Source organism: Enterobacter chuandaensis, assembly GCF_039718975.1.
Lineage (GTDB): Bacteria > Pseudomonadota > Gammaproteobacteria > Enterobacterales > Enterobacteriaceae > Enterobacter > Enterobacter chuandaensis.
In genome coordinates, this window is the sequence record NZ_CP097173.1 from 148524 (window position 1) to 166899 (window position 18376).

Sequence of the window (18376 nt, forward strand, 5' to 3'; positions counted from 1 at the left end):
CGGGCTTACTTCTGAAACGCTTTTTTTAAGCTGATTTTAGAAATCAGCTCAGTCAGGGAGAGGACCATCGTGGAACGGACAACCTGTTGATAGCGCAGCTTTTGCATCGCGTACAGCTCAGGGTCGCTGTTATCAAAATGGGGAGCAGGGGGCAGGGCAGTGACACAGTGAAGTTCGCCGAAAGGTCCCAGAATCTCATCATCGGTAAAGGTGTACTCATTACCGTCATGATTGAGTTCTTCGCGCAGCGCCATTAACAGTTCCGCATCTTCATACTCTTGTCGGTTGAGCACGCCAAGCCCATAAATCAGCTTCAGACGCACCGACAGATCGCCCAGCGGTCCGTCTCCGTCCAGTAACGGTTCTACAGCATACTTTACCGCGTAGTCGTCTTTGCGAAACACCTGAAGCACCAGAATGTTCACCGCCTCGGTCAGTAATTCGACGGCGGCAATCAGGAAGCTTCGTACGGTTTTGCCAGCATTCAGACGCTCAAGCACACGATTTTCAAAGGCCTGGGTTTGTTCCATTATTGCCTGCATATCTGACAATCTGTTATTCGGGCGCAGGCTAACCTGCGCCGGATTCTGCATCATTTGGTTGCGTTGTATGCGTTAACCGCCTCCGCAACCACGTCGCTGTTGGCGTCCAGACCGGAAATCTGCGCCAGCGCAGCCTGCGCGCCTTTGTCATCAATCAGCTGAGCCAGCTCAATCGCCTGCGGGTCCTGCTCGCTGCGGTAGTGCATCGCGGCGGCAATCCCTTTCACCAGGTTGGCGTGCGGCAGGCCGTATTCCAGCGTGCCCAGCAGCGGCTTAATCAGGCGGTCACCCGCGCTGAGTTTACGCAGCGGCTGACGGCCCACGCGCTCAACGTCATCTTTCAGATACGGGTTTTCAAAACGACCGAGGATTTTCTGGATGTATGCTGCGTGTTTATCAGCATCAAAACCGTAGCGTTTGATCAGCACCGCGCCGCTCTCTTCCATTGCCCCTTTTACCACCGCGCGGATCTGCTCATCGAGGATCGCGTCACGAATGGTCTGATGACCGGCCAATTTACCGAGGTACGCGGTTATAGCATGCCCGGTGTTCAGCGTGAAGAGTTTGCGTTCGACAAATGCCATCAGGTTATCGGTTAATTCCATACCCGGAATGGTCGGCAGTTCGCCCTTAAACTGGGTTTTATCCACGATCCACTCGCTGAAGGTTTCAACAGTGACTTCCAGCAGATCGTGGGTGGCGGATTCGGACGGCGGAACGATGCGGTCCACGGCGGAATCAACAAACCCGACGTGCGCTTCCACCCAGGCTTTATCGTCGTCAGCCACGGCTGCCATAACGTGACCTTTCAGCTGCGTGGTGCCGCGTACCATGTTTTCGCAGGCGATGATGTTCAGCGGAGCGTCGTTGCCCTGCGCTTTGCGTTTAGCCAGGCCTTTCGCGACCGCAGGGGCGATGCGCTCAAGCACCACCGGACCCACGGCGGTGGTCATCAGATCAACGCTGGCGATCAGGTCGATAACGTCGTCGCCGATGCTGCTGACCGCGTTGACGCCAGAGACGGTTTCAACCTGCTCGTTTTCACCCACCACATGAACCTGGTAGCTATGACGGGCATTCAGGGCATCCAGAACCACCTGATTCACATCGGCGAATGTCAGGGTAATGCCCGCGTCTGCCAGCAGTTTACCGATAAAGCCACGACCGATATTACCTGCGCCAAAATGTAATGCTTTCATAGTGTTAACCTTTATCAATGTTTTTACCCGAGAGGGCTGGGGTGAGGAAACGCATAACTTTCCCCTCACCCTAGCCCTCTCCCCAAAGGGGAGAGGGAAGAGGCGCTGTTATTTGTTAAGCAGAGCCAGAACTTCTTCAACGCTTTCAGTTTGTGCCAGGCGCTCGATGACGGACTCGTCGTCCAGCGCGTTGGTCAGGCTGGTAATCACCTGAATGTGCTCGTTATTACGAGCGGCGATACCAATTACCAGACGGGCGATGTCGTCCTCTTCTTCACCGAAGCGCACGCCATCTGGATACTGACAGAACACCACGCCGGTTTTCAGCACGCGGTCTTTCGCTTCAACCGTACCGTGCGGAACCGCGATGGATTCACCCAGGTAGGTTGGCGTCAGTTTTTCACGTTCCAGCATCGCGTCAACGTATTCTGGCTGAACGTAGCCGCCTTTCACCAGTTGCTCACCCGCGAAGCGAATCGCCTCTTCTTTGGTGCTCGCGGTACGGCCGAGGAAGATGTTCTCCGCGCCCAGCTTAAACAGGTGAGCATTGCTCTCGTCAAAGCTGTCCTGCAGGCTGGTACGCACTTTCACTTCGTTGTCTTCGTGACGCTGCGCGGCAACCAGACGTTCGGTCAGGCTGGTGTACAGGCCGCTGTCCAGGAAGTTGGTCAGAGAGATGTGCTGTGCCTGCGGTACCTGACGCATAGCGCGCTCGGTCAGATCGCGGTGCGTGATCACCAGGTCAACGTCCGGCGGCAGGTTGTTAATCGCGCTGTTGGTCACGGAGATATTGGTCAGACCCGCATCCTGCACTTTCTTACGCAGCACGCCTGCACCCATCGCGCTGGAGCCCATACCAGCGTCGCAGGCAACGATGATTTTACGCACGTGGCTCAGGTCGTTAGAGACATCGCCAGCCGCCAGCGGGGTCGCGCCTTTGGATTCGGCTTTCATATCGTGCATACGACGGGTTGCCGCTTCGATATCGTCGTCTTCTTTCACCTTGCTGGTTTTCAGAAGGATAGAAGAGACCACGAAGGAGACCGCCATCGCCGCACAGATAGCTGCGATATTCGCGAAGTACGCGCCTTTCGGGGTCATTGCCAGCACTGCCAGGATTGAACCCGGAGAAGCAGGGGAGACCAGACCGCCGCCCAGCACGCTCAGAGTGAACACGCCGGTCATACCACCGAGGATTACGGCCAGGATCAGACGTGGGTTCATCAGCACATACGGGAAGTAAATTTCGTGGATACCACCCAGGAAGTGGATGATAGCCGCACCGCCAGCAGACTGCTTCGCGCTGCCGCGGCCAAAGAACATGTACGCCAGCAGAACGCCCATACCCGGACCCGGGTTCGCTTCAATCAGGAAGAAGATGGACTTGCCGAGATCGTGAGACTGCTGAATCCCCAGCGGCGAGAAGATACCGTGGTTGATGGCGTTGTTCAGGAACAGGATTTTCGCTGGTTCAACGAAGATAGACGCCAGCGGCAGCATGTCGTGCGCCACCATGAAGTTAACGCCCGCAGCCAGCAGTTTTGAGAGCACTTCAACCGCCGGACCAATGCCGAGGAACGCCAGAATCGCGAGGATCATCCCGATGATGCCCGCAGAGAAGTTGTTCACCAGCATTTCGAAGCCGGATTTGATCTTGCCATCAACCCAGACGTCGAATTTCTTAATCGCCCAGCCGCCCAGAGGACCGGCAATCATCGCACCGAGGAACATCGGCATATCCGCACCGACGATAACACCCATGGTTGTGATGGCACCCACGACGCCACCACGGTCACCGCCCACCAGACGACCACCGGTATAACCGATGAGCAGCGGCAGGAGATAGGTAATCATTGGGCCAACAAGTTTCGCCAGCGTTTCGTTAGGCAACCACCCTGTCGGAATGAACAATGCGGTGATAATACCCCACGCGATAAACGCGCCGATATTTGGCATCACCATGTTGCTGAGGAAACGACCAAAGCTTTGAACTTTGATCTTGAAATCGGATGACATAAAACACCCCTTCTTATGTTTACGCTTAGGCTTGCGGCCCGAGGTTTATCGTTAATGTGCGGCGGCAGAGGTAGCCGGGCCCTGTTCTGATGCTGTGAAATCTGGCACTGAATCGTTCAACTGTCCAGACAATGAAAATTTATGTGACGTGTGTCACGTAAATGTGGGGGGTTGAGAGATTAATGAGGTGATCTGAATCACAAAATAAGTGGGCAAAAAAAATACGATGGCGATAAATGAAGCAAAAACCACCCATTTCTGTGATTGCGATCTCGTTTTGATTTTGTGGCTTTGTTTCTGGATTGTGACTGATTTCACAAAATATTTTTATGCAGAAATCTCCGACTGCGATCGGCGTCAGGATGGCCTGAAGTGACACGGAAAGCTAAAAAAACACTTTTCAGATGTAGTATGGCGGAAAGTTAAAACGTGGATTACGCTCATAATGTAAGGTTAAGTATATTATTATTCAGGATATATTTTGACACGCTTATAAACTTGCATGGAGATATTATAAAAAACGATACTCCCCGGCTCTGAAATAACCAGCATACCTTTTGTATTTAAAAATAAATTAATTAGGTTGCGTACTGTTTTATTAATTTAATGAGTTGACGTGGTTTAAGTGAGGAGAATATGTTTCTCAACTATTTTGCGCTGGGCGTGTTGATTTTTGTATTCCTGGTTCTTTTTTACGGAATCATCGCCATTCATGATATTCCCTATAATATGGCCAAAAAGCGTAATCATCCCCATGCCGATGCGATTCACACGGCTGGCTGGATCAGCCTGTTTACGCTCCATGCCATCTGGCCGTTTCTGTGGATTTGGGCCACGCTGTACCGCGAAGATCGCGGCTGGGGCATGCAGAACCACATCACTAAGCCTGATGAGGTTCCGGGTATGGATGCGCTGGCTAAACGCGTGGCCGAATTAGAACAAAAGCTGGCAGCGGTACAGCCCGCGGCTGATAAGAACACGCTGGAGCGCTAATCATGGATCTGTTGATTATTCTGACCTATGTGGCATTTGCCTGGGCGATCTTTAAAATATTCCGTATTCCGGTCAACCAGTGGACGCTTGCTACCGCGACGTTGGGCGGAGTATTTATTGTCGCCGGGCTCATTCTGCTAATGAACTATAACCATCCGTACACCTTTACGGCGCAAAAAGCGGTTATTTCTATTCCGATTACGCCACAGGTTACGGGGGTGGTTACTGAAGTCACTGATAAAAATAACCAGCTCATTAAAAAAGGCGAAGTGTTATTTAAACTGGATCCAGGCCGTTATCAGGCGCGCGTCGACAGGCTCCAGGCTGACCTGGTGACCGCGACGCACAATATCGACAATCTGAAAGCGCAGCTGTCGGAAGCGGTTGCCAATACCACCCGCGTGTCTGCGGAACGCGATCGCCTGTTTAAAGATTATCAACGCTACCTGAAAGGCAGCCAGGCGAAGGTGAATCCGTTCTCTGAAAGCGATATTGATAACGCGCGGCAGAACTACCTGGCGCAGGATGCCATGGTGAAAGGCTCCGTTGCTGAACAGACGCAGATTCAAAGCCAGTTAGACAGCATGGTGAACGGCGAGCAGTCGCAGATTGCCTCGTTACGCGCTCAGCTTGCTGAAGCGAAATATAACCTTGAACAGACCGTGGTGCGCGCGCCGAGCAATGGCTATATCACCCAGGTGCTGATCCGTCCGGGAACCTATGCCGCCGCGCTGCCGCTGCGCCCGGTGATGGTGTTCATTCCTGAACAGAAGCGCCAGATTGTGGCCCAGTTCCGTCAGAACTCGCTGCTGCGTCTGAAGCCGGGCGATGAAGCGGAAGTGGTGTTTAACGCGCTGCCGGGCCAGGTGTTTACCGGTAAGCTCACCAGCGTTCTGCCGGTGGTGCCGGGCGGGTCGTATCAGGCGCAGGGCGCGTTACAGGCACTGACCGTTGTGCCGGGTACGGATGGCGTACAGGCGCTGATTGAGCTGGAGCCTAACGCCGACGTCGATGCACTGCCAGACGGTATTTATGCCCAGGTGGCGGTCTATTCGGACCATTTCGCCCACGTCTCGGTGATGCGTAAAGTGCTGTTGCGTATGACCAGCTGGATGCACTACCTCTATCTCGATCACTAATCCTTCCTGGGCAGGAATGCGACACGCATACCTGCCCTTTTTTCATCGCTTGATCCATACTGACTCTTTTCCGGCATCAAGGATCAGGCAATGAAACTCATCGGTAGCTACACCAGTCCCTTCGTGCGAAAAATTTCGATTCTCCTGCTGGAGAAAGGAATTGAATTTGAATTCGTCAATGAACAGCCCTACAACGCCGAAAACGGCGTCGCGCAGTATAACCCGCTGGGGAAAGTTCCGGCGCTGGTAACGGACGAGGGCGAATACTGGTTCGATTCCCCGATTATTGCGGAGTATATCGAACTGCTGGGCGTCGCCCCGGCAATGCTGCCGGCTGACCCAAAAGCGGCGCTGGCGATGAAGCAAATTGAAGCCCTGGCCGACGGCATTATGGATGCGGCACTCACCTCCGTTCGCGAGCAGGCAAGACCCGCCGCCCAGCAGTCAGAAAGCGAGCTGTTGCGCCAGCGGGAAAAAATCAGCCGCAGTCTGGATATGTGCGAAAAGCTTATCCGGGAGGGCAAGATTCACGCCGACAGCCTGAACCTGGCAACCATCGCCATCGCCTGCGCCATTGGCTATCTCAATTTCCGCCGGGTGTCCCCTGGCTGGTGCGTGGACCGTCCGCTGCTGGTGAAACTCGCAGAAACGCTTTTTAGCCGCGAGAGCTTTGCCCGTACCGAACCGCCAAAGGCTTGACGCGGGTTATAACACTTCGGCGTCGGAGGCGGTACAATCCCTCCACATGTTAACTCCCTCTCCCGTCGGGAGGGGGGAAGATATTTACTCGCCAGGCGCTTTCATGACTACTCATCATTCGCTGTACAGCCAGATCCCCGCGACCGACCGACTTCTTCGCGATCCCCGCATTCATGCTGCCGTTGAGCGCTTCGGCCATACCGCGACGGTGGAGATGCTGCGTCTGCTTCAGGATGAAGCCCGTGGTCATATCCAGGCTGAAAACGCCTTGCCCGACTGGTGCGCAGCGTGGGAAAAAGAAGTTGAGCATCGGCTGGGCGAGAAGGCGCAAAGCGCGTTACGCCCGGTGATTAACCTGACGGGGACCGTGCTGCACACCAACCTGGGACGCGCCCGGCAGGCGGAAGAGGCGGTGGCTGCGGTCGTGCAGGCCATGCGCTCGCCGGTAACGCTGGAGTACGATCTGGACGGCGCCGGTCGCGGGCATCGCGATCGCGCGCTGGCGGAACTGCTGTGCCAGCTGACCGGCGCGGAAGATGCCTGCATTGTGAATAACAACGCGGCGGCGGTGCTGCTGATGCTGGCGGCGACCGCGAGCGGCAGAGAGGTGGTGGTGTCCCGCGGCGAGCTGGTGGAGATTGGCGGTGCGTTTCGCATCCCGGACGTGATGCGCCAGGCGGGCTGCACGCTGCATGAGGTGGGTACGACTAACCGTACCCATGCGAAAGATTATCGCGCGGCGGTGAATGAAAACACCGCCCTGCTGATGAAGGTCCACACCAGCAATTACCATATTGAAGGCTTCACCAAAACGGTTGAAGAGGCCGAGCTGGCGTCGATGGGGCAGGAACTGAATATTCCGGTGATTGCCGATCTCGGCAGCGGCTCGCTGGTGGATCTGAGCCAGTACGGGCTGCCAAAAGAGCCGATGCCGCAGGAAATGATTGCCGCCGGCGTCAGCCTGGTCAGCTTTTCCGGCGACAAACTGCTGGGCGGGCCGCAGGCCGGGATTATTGTCGGCAAGCGTGAGATGATTGCGAAGCTGCAGCAGCACCCGCTGAAACGCGCCCTGCGAGCCGATAAAATGACCCTTGCCGCGCTGGACGCGACGCTACGGCTCTATCTCCACCCGGAGAAACTGGCGGACAGCCTGCCCACGCTGCGTCTGTTAAGCCGGGATGCCGCTTCGATTCGCGCGCAGGCCGAACTGCTGTTGCCGCGCATTGCCCCGCACTACCCCGATTTTGACGTTCGCATTGAGCCCTGCCAGTCGCAGATTGGCAGCGGTTCGCTGCCGGTGGACAGGCTGCCGAGTGAAGCGCTGACCTTCACCCCGCGTGACGGGCGCGGTAGCCGCCTTGAGGCCCTGTCGTTGCGCTGGCGCGGCCTGCCGACGCCGGTCATCGGGCGGATTTACGACGGCCGAATGTGGCTGGATCTACGCTGCCTTGAAGATGAAGAGCGATTTCTGGAGATGTTGTTGAAATGATTATTGCCACCGCCGGTCACGTCGACCACGGAAAAACCACGTTGCTGCAGGCGATTACCGGCATTAACGCCGACCGCCTGCCGGAAGAGAAAAAGCGCGGCATGACCATCGATCTGGGCTATGCCTACTGGCCCCAGCCGGATGGCCGCGTGCTGGGCTTTATTGATGTTCCGGGGCATGAAAAGTTCCTTTCTAACATGCTGGCGGGCGTTGGCGGCATTGATCACGCTCTGCTGGTGGTGGCCTGCGATGACGGCGTGATGGCGCAAACGCGTGAGCATCTGGCGATCCTCCAGCTGACCGGCAACCCGCAGCTGACCGTGGCGCTGACCAAAGCCGATCGCGTGGACGACGCGCGCGTCAGCGAGGTGCGCGAAGCGGTACAGACGACCTTACGGGAATATGGTTTTGCCGATGCACCGCTTTTTGTCACCGTGGCGACTGAAGGGCGCGGTATCGACGAACTTCGCCATCATTTGCAGCAGCTTTCGTCGCGTGAGCACGCCAGCCATCACCGTTTCCGTCTGGCGATCGACCGGGCATTTACCGTCAAAGGCGCGGGCCTGGTGGTCACTGGTACGGCGCTGAGCGGTGAAGTGAAGGTGGGCGATAGCCTGTGGCTGACGGGCGTTAACAAACCGATGCGCGTGCGCGGGTTACATGCGCAAAACCAGCCCGCGGAGCACGCCCACGCCGGGCAGCGGATCGCGCTCAACATTGCCGGGGATGCAGAAAAAGAGCAGCTTAACCGCGGCGACTGGCTGCTGGCCGACGCCCCGCCCGAGCCGTCTGACCGCGTCATCGTCTCCCTGCAGGCTAATGTGCCGCTGACCCAATGGCAGCCGCTGCATATTCACCATGCGGCGAGCCATATCACCGGGCGCGTGTCCCTGCTGGAAAACGATCTTGCCGAACTGGTTTTTGATTCGCCGCTCTGGCTGGCGGACAACGACCGGCTGGTACTGCGGGATATTTCCGCGCGGGAAACGCTGGCCGGAGCGCGGGTGGTGACGCTGAACCCGCCGCGACGCGGCAAGCGTAAACCTGAATACCTGCAATGGCTGGCTGCGCTGGCGAAGGCCAGCGACGATAACGCCGCGTTGCATGTTCATCTTGAACGCGGGGCGGTGAGCCTGAGTGATTTTGCATGGGCACGCCAGCTGAGCGGTGAAGGGTTACGCCAGCTGAGCCAGCAGCCGGGCTTTATTCAGGCAGGAAACAATCTTCTGAACGCCCCGGTTGCGGCAAACTGGCAGCGTAAGATCCTGAACACGCTCGCCATTTACCATGAACAGCATCAGGATGAGCCTGGCCCAGGCCGCGAGCGCCTGCGCCGCATGGCGCTGCCGATGGAAGACGACGCGCTGGTGCTGCTGCTGATTGAAAACATGCGTGAAAGCGGGGTGATTAAAAGCCACCACGGCTGGCTGCATCTGCCGGATCACAAGGCCGGGTTCACCGCAGAGCAGGACGCAGTATGGCAAAAAGTGGCCTCGCTGTTTGGCGATGAGCCGTGGTGGGTTCGCGATCTGGCGCGTGAAACGAACACCGACGAGCAGGTGATGCGCCAGGTATTGCGCCATGCGGCGCAGCAGGGGCTGATAGTCGCGATCGTGAAAGATCGTTATTACCGTAACGATCGCATTGTGGCGTTTGCTAACCTGATCCGCGAACTGGATCAGGCGCGCGGCTCCACCTGCGCAGCGGATTTCCGCGACCGGCTGAACGTTGGCCGCAAGCTGGCGATTCAGATCCTGGAGTATTTCAACCGCATCGGCTTTACCCGTCGCCGGGGTAATGACCATCTGCTTCGCGACGCGCAGCTGTTTCCCTGAGGATTACGTGTCGCGGGAGAGTTTCTGCTTAGCCAGCCATACCGCGCCCAGTCTTCCCGCCTGGTTACCCAGCTCGCAGGGCAGAATGGGCACCTTGAGAGCCTCCCACTCCTCGAAACGCTGCAGATATTTATCGAGCAGGAGATAGATTTTCTCCTGCTCGCTTATTCCGCCGCCTATCAGCACGGCCTGTGGATCGAACATCGAGATCACGCTGTAAACGCCGCGCGAGAGGCAATGCGCCCACTCCTCAATGGCCTCACGCAGATGCACGTCGCTGTCCATACGTTTAAACAGCTCTTCACCGTCAGGCATCTCTTCTTCTGATACGGCCAGCGCGCGACGACAGGCTTTCATCAGGCCGCTGGCCGACGCCACATCATGCATGGGTTCGCCGTTATTGCCCACGGGCAGCACGCCAAATTCACCAGCACGGTAATGCGACCCGCGATAAAGATCGCCTTCCATCACAATCCCACCCCCGATGCCGGTGCCGATGGTGATGCAGACAAAATGCTCGTAGTCCTTACCCGCGCCCTGCCAGCGCTCGCCCAGCGCCGCACAGTTGGCGTCGTTTTCTACGGTAACGGGAAGGTCGGTCAGCCCGGCGAAAAGCTCGCACAGATTTTCGCCGTCGAGATAGTCGAGCGCGCCCGCTTTTGCTGCTTCGCCGCTGTGGTGGTTAATATGGCCGGGAAAGCTCACGCCGATGCCGACGATGTCATGTTCTTTCTGATACCCTTCAACCACCGCTTTCCACTTCTTTTTGAAGGTGTTTTCATCTTCAGGGGTATCGTACTCGTCCGTCGTCAGCTCCTTGCCATTTTCATCAATCACGCCGTGTTTGATGTGGGTTCCGCCTACGTCAAAACCGATAAACAGCCGCATCGCATCGTTCCTCATGAGCCCTTGAGCTGTTAAGTATGGCTCAGTAGCAGAAACGAAACGTAAAGTACGGTAATCCGTGATACGGCTCGTAAACCCGTCACCCACTGGCGAGAAAACCGCCAGCCGGGGCTACCCTTGTTGTACACCAACAGCAAGGAGACGGTCATGACAAACAATCCTCCCTCTTCGCGTATCCAGCCCGGCGAGTATGGTTTTCCCCTCAAGCTGAAGCCCCGTTATGACAACTTTATCGGCGGCGACTGGGTGGCCCCCGTCGATGGCGAATACTATTCCAACCTGACGCCCGTTACCGGCCAGCCGCTGTGCGAGATCGCCAGCTCCGGCAAGCGGGATATCGATCTGGCGCTGGATGCGGCGCACAAAGCGAAAGATAAGTGGGGCCACACCTCCGTTCAGGATCGTGCGGCCATCTTGTTCAAAATCGCCGACCGGATGGAGCAGAACCTGGAGCTGCTGGCGACGGCGGAAACCTGGGATAACGGCAAGCCGATCCGGGAAACCATGGCCGCAGACGTGCCGCTGGCTATCGACCACTTCCGCTATTTTGCCTCCTGTATTCGCGCGCAGGAGGGCGGAATAAGCGAAGTGGATAGCGACACCGTGGCGTACCATTTCCACGAACCGCTGGGGGTAGTCGGACAAATTATTCCGTGGAACTTCCCGCTGCTGATGGCGAGCTGGAAAATGGCGCCCGCGCTGGCGGCCGGGAACTGCATTGTGCTCAAACCGGCGCGTCTGACTCCGCTCTCGGTTCTGCTGCTGATGGAAATCGTTGGCGATCTTCTGCCGCCGGGCGTGATTAACGTGGTCAACGGTGCGGGCGGTGAGATAGGGGAATATCTGGCTACCTCAAAACGGATCGCTAAAGTGGCGTTTACCGGGTCGACGGAAGTGGGCCAGCAGATTATGCAGTACGCTACGCAGAACATCATTCCGGTGACTCTGGAGCTGGGCGGGAAGTCCCCGAACATCTTCTTCGCAGACGTGATGGAGGAAGAGGACGCCTTCTTCGATAAGGCGCTGGAAGGGTTTGCGCTGTTTGCCTTTAACCAGGGCGAAGTCTGCACCTGCCCAAGCCGCGCGCTGGTGCAGGAGTCCATCTACGAGCGCTTTATGGAGCGGGCCATTCGCCGCGTCGAGACTATCCGCAGCGGTAACCCGCTCGATAATGTCACCCAGATGGGGGCGCAGGTCTCGCACGGACAGCTGGAAACCATCCTCAACTATATTGATATCGGCAAGAAAGAGGGCGCGGATGTTCTGACCGGCGGTCGCCGTAAAGTGCTGGGAGGGGATCTGCAGGAAGGGTATTACCTGGAGCCGACGATCCTCTTCGGGCAGAACAACATGCGCGTGTTCCAGGAGGAGATTTTCGGACCGGTGCTGGCGGTGACCACCTTCAAAACGATGGAGGAGGCGCTGGAGATTGCCAACGACACGCCGTATGGACTGGGGGCAGGCGTCTGGAGCCGCAACGGCAACCTGGCCTATAAAATGGGCAGGGGCATACAGGCCGGGCGCGTATGGACTAACTGCTATCACGCTTACCCGGCGCACGCGGCATTTGGCGGGTATAAGCAGTCGGGCATCGGGCGTGAAACGCACAAGATGATGCTGGAGCATTACCAGCAGACGAAATGTCTGCTTGTCAGCTACTCCGATAAACCGCTGGGGCTGTTCTAATCGCCCAGCTCAGGCCGTCCATGGGCGGCCTGAGCGATTTGCTGGCGCAGGCAGTTGAGGACACCATCCAGAACATACTGTACGCGCCAGGGCTGATATTCGCGCTTGCGGAAGATGGCGGTCAGATCGAGCCACCACTCTTCCTGATGCGGGAAGCAGGGAACCAGCATCCCTTGCGTTAATTCTTTTCTCAGGCTCTCTTTCGGCGCGAACACAATGCCAAGGTTATTTCTTGCCAGCTCCAGGGCTGTCTGCGTATTGTCGCAAATATAATTTCCGGTGACCCGGTAGTCATTGACGTTATCACTGCCATGTACGCGAAAACGCCAGATGTTTGCGTCATCAACCAGCATAGAATCTATCAGGATACAGGAGTGATTAATTAAATCCTCCGGCCCGGATAAGGGATGGTTATTTAAATATTCACGGGTTGCGAATGCCGTAACGGAATATTTTGTTAATACGCTGGCGACCAGACTTTCATCTTTTGGCTGAGCATAGGTAATTAAAATATCGCAGTCATCGGGGAAGGAAACGCCTTCTGAAAACTCATTGCGATCCAGATTGTAGGTTTTCAGGCAGATGCGAATGTCACCGATGTCGTTTATCTGGTGGATCACATGGCGCGCGAGATAGGTCACAATCCCCGTTGGGGCGTAAAGGGTCACTTTTCCGCTTTTTTCATGCTTATAATCGGCAATGAAATTAGCAAGTTGGTTGTTTTTTTCCAGCGTGGCGTCCACATACGGAAGCAACGCTTCACCGAACTGGGTAAGGGCCAACTGGCGCGTGGTACGCTCGAAAACCTTAAGCCCAACTCGCGTTTCAAAATCAGAAAGATATTTGCTGACGTTGGCCTGCGCCATACCCAGCAGGGCGGCGGCATCACCAATGCTGTGGGTGGCTGCGATGACGGAGATTATTTTTAATTCGCGTGGCTTTAGCTGTAATTTATTCATCATGCGCACCCATCTATATGGTTTTATATATAATATTATATAAACCGCAGCGTTGCACAGGCAAATTTGTAACCATTATTATTCGCCCCGCTTATTTGGCGTTTAAATGGATTACTTCACATGACTATTAAATACAATTTACTCATTGCTGCCACGTTATTTGCAACATCTTCTGCAATGGCCGGTGACTTTTCACTTGGCGCGGGGGCCGTATTTAATGAGTCTCCTTACAAAGGCTATAACGAAAATACCACCGCGGTGCCGTTAATTAGCTATGAAGGCGATCGCTTCTATGTTCGCCAGACCACGGGCGGATGGATCCTGTGGAAAGACGCAAAAAATGAATTCAGCCTGACCGCATCCTGGATGCCGCTGCATTTTGATCCGGATGATAACGACGACCATCAGATGAAGCAGCTGAATGAGCGTAAAGCCTCTGCGTTCCTCGGCGGTGCGTACTACCGCCATGAAAGCTGGGGCTCGCTGAAAGTTGCCGTTTCGGGTGATGCGATGGATGAAAGCGGCGGCGTGGTGGGTGAGGTCTCTTACTTCCGCCCAATCAGGATGGAACGTCTGACCCTGACGCCTTCTGTCGGTATTTTCTACAGCGACGAAAGCTATAACGATTACTACTACGGCGTATCCGGCAGCGAGTCTCGCCGTTCAGGACTGGATGAATACACCGCCGGTGACAGCTGGACGCCATACATTGGCCTGGCGGCTAAATATCAGTTAACCCAGAAGCTGTACCTCAACGCCAGCGCGGTTTACACCGTGTTGCCTGATGACGTGAAGAACAGCCCGATGATCGACCGTGACGACAGTTTCGCGCTGATGACCGGCCTGACCTGGCGTTTCTGATGCGGTAAAGCCGGGTGGCGGCGTTGCCTTGCCCGGCCTACGATCGTGCCTGCATATTTGTCTGCAATACAATGTATTCCTTTTTCATTTCTCGATGCTTCTTCCCGTTCCGTCAAAACACCGCTGCACTGATGTTCCTTGTGCGCTAATGTGATTTAACCCGGTAGTAATGGTGTGTATCATGTGTATAATCATGGAAGGGTTGGGATGTGAAAAGTGCGGATGTCATTACCGTTCTGATTGGCCACGGCTGGAAATGTGTCAGAACGAAAGGAAGCCATCATCAGTTTCGCCATCCCGTGCAGAAAGGACTGGTTACCGTCCCACATCCTAAAAAGGATATTAAACCGGGCACGCTCGCGCAGATATGGCGGCAGGCGGGAATTAAACACTGATATCAGGAGTAGTTATGTTTTATCCGGCTTACATTCATTCTGACACCGACGGCAGTGCCAGCGGCTTTTTCCCTGACGTTCCAGGCTGTTTTTTTGCAGGTGATTCCCTGGATGACGCATTTCAGGATGCACGTGAGGCGCTCACAGCGCACTTCGAAGCGCTGTTTGAAATGGATGAAGCGTTGCCGCTCCCGGGTAACGTGGAAGCGCACCTGGAAAGTCACCCTGACGACTTCACTGGCGGACAATGGCTGCTGGTGGATATTAATATGAAACAGTTCGACGGCAGGGCCGAGCGAATCAACATCACGATGCCTCGTCGTTTACTGATGAAGATTGATTCCTTTGTCAGCGAGCATCCTCAGTTCAGCAATCGAAGTGCGTTTCTGGCTGAGGCAGCACGTCGCGTGCTGCCTGGATAAAAATTAATTATATAGTGCTGCTGTTGCTTTCAGGATGTCTGCAAAGGAATAGATATCATCGACTGTCGATATAGGGTGACGCGTTTCGTTTTTTTCTATGTCGAAAAGTCCGATGTATTTTTGCGTACGATTAAAATGCAATCGGCAAATTGGTTTGCGGTTGTTATCGTCAACAAGGATGCCAAAGTAGCTTTTGGTATCTCTGTGAGTGATACGTGATGCCTCTAGCACTGCTCTGGTGATTGCTTTAACTACATGATATCCTTCAAGTTCTTCTAGCGTTGTTATCACATCGCTTTCATCTTTATGGTCTTCTTCTTCAATATGCGATGGCTCATTTGATGTTTCGGTAATTACTGGGGTTATACCCGTAATGGCAGACTTAAGGCGCTCATTAACTTGATCATTTATATACTGACTTGAAGCCTTTTTAGTTAAATTTAAAAATGAATCTCTTACTTTTTGAGTCAGAATTCCATCATAAACTCTGGATGCAAAAAATTTCACAAAATCATCTTCGGGATTATTAAGCTGAGAATGTAGAATTTTTTTGATTTGGCTAACATATTTTAACTCACCAGCAGCATTGATAATTGATTCGAGATCAAATGAAGATTTCGTTAGTTTCTTTAGTTCAGGTATTATATTTTCGTCAATATCAAGTAGGTCCACTTCCAGAAATGGTTTCTCGTCCATTTTGTTCGGTGCGTCAAGGTCAGTGAAAAATTTATAATTTCGACCATTGGTAAGAATTGAAATCCTTGCGTTTGTTACGTGAAAATATCTAAACAACTGCGACGCATGATTTATATTTAATGGTTCGCCAATTTTCTTACATTCAATAAGTATTTGTACGTCATTATTTTTCATTATGGCGTAATCGATTTTTTCGCCTTTTTTTGTGCCAATGTCACAGACAAATTCAGGTGTTACCTCTGAAGGATCAAAAACATCGTAGCCCAGGACATTATGAATGAATGGCATTACAAATGCAGTTTTTGTTCCTTCTTCAGTATTAATTACATCAATTTGTTGTTTTATTTTATTTGATAAGGCATTTAATCTTTCAGTGAATTCCATGGGATATCCTTATTTTTAGCTGTGTGTCTTTATGGAATAACACTAAAATGTGTACCAGACAATGGTATGCTGAGGTGATGGGCACCAAAAAAACAATACCGAGGGTTAGATCACATTGTTTTTCGATTGATAATAAATCACAGAGCTCGGCATCACCGAGCTCGATAAAAATATTATATATTATGAAAATTAGTATTGCCCTTATTTATGCTTCATCCACCCATATCCGCATTTCCCCTTCTCCCCGGTTAGCCCAGCTAAACCACGGAATAAAGGTCAACGTCTGGGGCGGACGCTGTACCGGCGAGCAATCGTACTGCCACAGTGCATTCGTGTCCTTTGCCTGGCACCCAATCCCCTCTGTCTGTATCAGCATCTTGTGCGCGAAAATGCCTTTGCCTTCAAACAGCCGGAACTCGCTATCCTGAGGCAAGGAGAGGTTATGCAGGTTGGCGCCGTTATCGGCTTCTTCCAGGCAGTAAACGAGCGGTCCGCGCTGAAGCGCGACTTTACCCGCCTGCTGGCGCACCATCGGGTTGCCGTACACGCGGCGGACCGGCATCGGTAGCGTCAGGGTCAGGGTGTCGCCTTCATGCCATTGGCGGGTGAGGTAGAGATATCCGCGTGACACCTCACCGGTCATGGCTTCGCCATTCAGCGAAACGACAGGCTCTGTGCACCAGTCCGGCAGCCTGAGTGCCAGCGTGTGGGTGACCGGAACAGGCGAGGTGATTTCGATCTTCACCTGTTCTTGCCACGGATAGTTACCGCTAATGCGCAGCTGTAGAGCGTTATCGCCAACCGGAATGGCGACGTCGTTCCCCACGTACAGATTGATCAACAGCGCATCCGGGCGAACGGTATAAATGTAGTGCCCCAGCGAGGTCAGCACGCGGGCGATATTCGGCGGGCAACAGGCGCAGCCGAACCAGCGCTGGCGTACCGGCTTCACGTGGTCATAGATATGGTTAAAGGCCAGCGTTTTCGGATGCACTTCCAGCGGGTTCACATAAAAGAAATGCTTACCGTCCAGCGCCATCCCGCCCAGCACCGTGTTGTACAGCGCGCGCTCCATCACGTCGGCGTAGTGGCCGTCTGCCTCCATCTCCAGCATCCGGCGGGCAAACATCATCAGGCCGATTGAGGCGCAGCTTTCGGCGTATACCGTATCGTTGGGCAGGTCGTAATCGCTGCTGAACGCCTCCCCGCTGCTCTGCGAGCCAATCCCACCGGTAATGTACAGCTGGCGCTGCGCCATGTTGTTCCACAACCGCAGACAATCCTGGCGTTTACCTTCGTCGTTGCTCAGGCGCGCCAGATGCGCCATGCCCGCCATCAGGTAGACGAAACGCACGGCGTGACCGATGGCCGTTTGCTGCTCGGCAAGCGGCTGATGCGCCTGGCTGTAGGCTTTGTCCTTGACCATCCACGCCGGGCCATAGATGTTCCAGTATGACGTTTTGCCGCGCTTCTCATATTCAATGTCGTAGAAGTGAGGTTGCGCGCCGCGTTCCTCAATAAAATATTTCACCAGATTGAGGTAACGCGGCTCCTGCGTCACGTCGTAGAGCCGCATCAGCGCCAGCTCGATTTCCGGGTGGCCAGGGTAACCGTGTAGCTGTGTTTCGCCCGGGCCAAACACGCCGTCGATATGGTCCGCCAGCCTGCACACCACGTCCAGCAGGCGACGTTTTCCGGTTCCCTGGAAATACGCCACGCCCGCTTCAATCATATGCCCGGCGCAGTATAGCTCGTGGCATTCGGCCAGATTCGTCCAGCGTTCCTCGGGAGCTTTTACCGTAAAGTAGGTGTTGAGGTAGCCATCTTCACACTGCGCTGCCGCGACCAGCTCGATCACCTCGTCGGCGGTTTTTTCCAGTTCGGCATCCGGCTTCTGGCACAGCGACCACGCCACGGCTTCGAGCCATTTCGCCACGTCGCTGTCCTGAAACACCATCCCGTAAAACTCCCCCCGTTCCTGACCGGCCGCAATGCGGAAGTTGGCGATGGCGTGGCTGGGTTCGGCCTCCGCCACGCGGTCGTTAAGCGCATCCCACTGGTAAGGGATCACCACGTCACGGACCAGCCGTTGGTACTGACCAAGAAACGGGTCGTTGATTTTCAGCTGATGCAGGTCGGGTTCCATTATGGACAT

At 54.7% G+C, this 18376-nt stretch carries 16 protein-coding genes; 9 read left to right on the forward strand and 7 right to left on the reverse strand.

Annotated elements, in window-relative coordinates; genetic code table 11:
* Window positions 1–5 precede the first annotated feature (5 nt).
* From mtlR to MX657_RS00735, 3 genes are all read right to left on the reverse strand, one after another.
* Window positions 6–596 carry a mannitol operon repressor MtlR gene (gene mtlR / locus MX657_RS00725; RefSeq protein ID WP_028015045.1) on the reverse strand — a complete coding sequence of 197 codons (591 nt, stop codon included), beginning with the start codon at window positions 594–596 and terminating at the stop codon, window positions 6–8.
* Window positions 593–1741, reverse strand: a complete 1149-nt coding sequence (gene mtlD, locus MX657_RS00730; RefSeq protein ID WP_346806970.1) for a mannitol-1-phosphate 5-dehydrogenase — start codon at window positions 1739–1741, stop codon at window positions 593–595. The genes mtlR and mtlD overlap by 4 nt, the downstream gene beginning before the upstream one ends.
* Before the next feature lie 108 nt (window positions 1742–1849).
* A complete protein-coding gene (locus MX657_RS00735; RefSeq protein ID WP_028015047.1) occupies window positions 1850–3757 on the reverse strand; it encodes a PTS mannitol transporter subunit IICBA in 1908 nt (635 codons plus the stop codon).
* Between the two features lie 636 nt (window positions 3758–4393).
* Here MX657_RS00735 and MX657_RS00740 point away from each other — a divergent pair.
* From MX657_RS00740 to selB, 5 genes are all read left to right on the forward strand, one after another.
* Window positions 4394–4750 (forward strand): DUF3302 domain-containing protein, encoded by a 357-nt coding sequence (locus MX657_RS00740; protein ID WP_023334046.1) that lies wholly within the window; start codon window positions 4394–4396, stop codon window positions 4748–4750.
* A gap of 2 nt (window positions 4751–4752) precedes the next feature.
* On the forward strand, window positions 4753–5889 hold the full coding sequence (locus MX657_RS00745; protein ID WP_119916637.1) for an HlyD family secretion protein: 1137 nt from the start codon (window positions 4753–4755) through the stop codon (window positions 5887–5889).
* 90 nt (window positions 5890–5979) lie between these two features.
* The gene (locus MX657_RS00750; RefSeq protein ID WP_080329856.1) at window positions 5980–6588 is read left to right on the forward strand and encodes a glutathione S-transferase; all 609 of its coding nucleotides are present in this window, start codon (window positions 5980–5982) and stop codon (window positions 6586–6588) included.
* Between the two features lie 103 nt (window positions 6589–6691).
* The gene (gene selA, locus MX657_RS00755; RefSeq protein WP_346806973.1) at window positions 6692–8077 is read left to right on the forward strand and encodes an L-seryl-tRNA(Sec) selenium transferase; all 1386 of its coding nucleotides are present in this window, start codon (window positions 6692–6694) and stop codon (window positions 8075–8077) included.
* A complete protein-coding gene (gene selB, locus MX657_RS00760) occupies window positions 8074–9912 on the forward strand; it encodes a selenocysteine-specific translation elongation factor (RefSeq protein WP_346806975.1) in 1839 nt (612 codons plus the stop codon). Before selA ends, selB begins: the two co-directional genes overlap by 4 nt.
* A 3-nt stretch (window positions 9913–9915) precedes the next feature.
* Here the strand turns inward: selB and MX657_RS00765 are convergent, their stop codons facing one another.
* Window positions 9916–10800, reverse strand: coding sequence for an ROK family protein (locus MX657_RS00765; RefSeq protein WP_346806977.1), 885 nt, complete (start codon window positions 10798–10800; stop codon window positions 9916–9918).
* 165 nt (window positions 10801–10965) lie between these two features.
* Here MX657_RS00765 and aldB point away from each other — a divergent pair, with 165 nt between their 5' ends.
* Entirely contained in the window at window positions 10966–12504 is a 1539-nt protein-coding gene (aldB, locus tag MX657_RS00770; RefSeq protein WP_218728062.1) for an aldehyde dehydrogenase AldB, read from the forward strand.
* Here aldB and MX657_RS00775 read toward each other — a convergent pair.
* The gene (locus tag MX657_RS00775; protein WP_080329861.1) at window positions 12501–13466 is read right to left on the reverse strand and encodes a LysR family transcriptional regulator; all 966 of its coding nucleotides are present in this window, start codon (window positions 13464–13466) and stop codon (window positions 12501–12503) included. The two genes, aldB and MX657_RS00775, sit on opposite strands and share 4 nt — an antisense overlap.
* 117 nt (window positions 13467–13583) lie before the next feature.
* Here MX657_RS00775 and MX657_RS00780 point away from each other — a divergent pair, with 117 nt between their 5' ends.
* The 3 genes from MX657_RS00780 to MX657_RS00790 all read left to right on the forward strand — a co-directional run bounded on the left by MX657_RS00780 (window position 13584) and on the right by MX657_RS00790 (window position 15141).
* Window positions 13584–14324: a MipA/OmpV family protein gene (locus tag MX657_RS00780; protein WP_218728064.1), complete on the forward strand. Its 741-nt coding sequence runs from the start codon at window positions 13584–13586 to the stop codon at window positions 14322–14324.
* Window positions 14325–14533: 209 nt separating this feature from the next.
* Window positions 14534–14719: a type II toxin-antitoxin system HicA family toxin gene (locus tag MX657_RS00785; protein ID WP_151412682.1), complete on the forward strand. Its 186-nt coding sequence runs from the start codon at window positions 14534–14536 to the stop codon at window positions 14717–14719.
* A 14-nt stretch (window positions 14720–14733) separates the two neighbouring features.
* The gene (locus MX657_RS00790) at window positions 14734–15141 is read left to right on the forward strand and encodes a type II toxin-antitoxin system HicB family antitoxin (protein ID WP_333017446.1); all 408 of its coding nucleotides are present in this window, start codon (window positions 14734–14736) and stop codon (window positions 15139–15141) included.
* A 3-nt stretch (window positions 15142–15144) separates the two neighbouring features.
* Here the strand turns inward: MX657_RS00790 and MX657_RS00795 are convergent, their stop codons facing one another.
* Window positions 15145–16221, reverse strand: a complete 1077-nt coding sequence (locus MX657_RS00795; protein ID WP_346806980.1) for a type I restriction endonuclease — start codon at window positions 16219–16221, stop codon at window positions 15145–15147.
* Window positions 16222–16426: 205 nt separating this feature from the next.
* Window positions 16427–18376 carry a glycoside hydrolase family 127 protein gene (locus MX657_RS00800; protein WP_346806982.1) on the reverse strand — a complete coding sequence of 650 codons (1950 nt, stop codon included), beginning with the start codon at window positions 18374–18376 and terminating at the stop codon, window positions 16427–16429.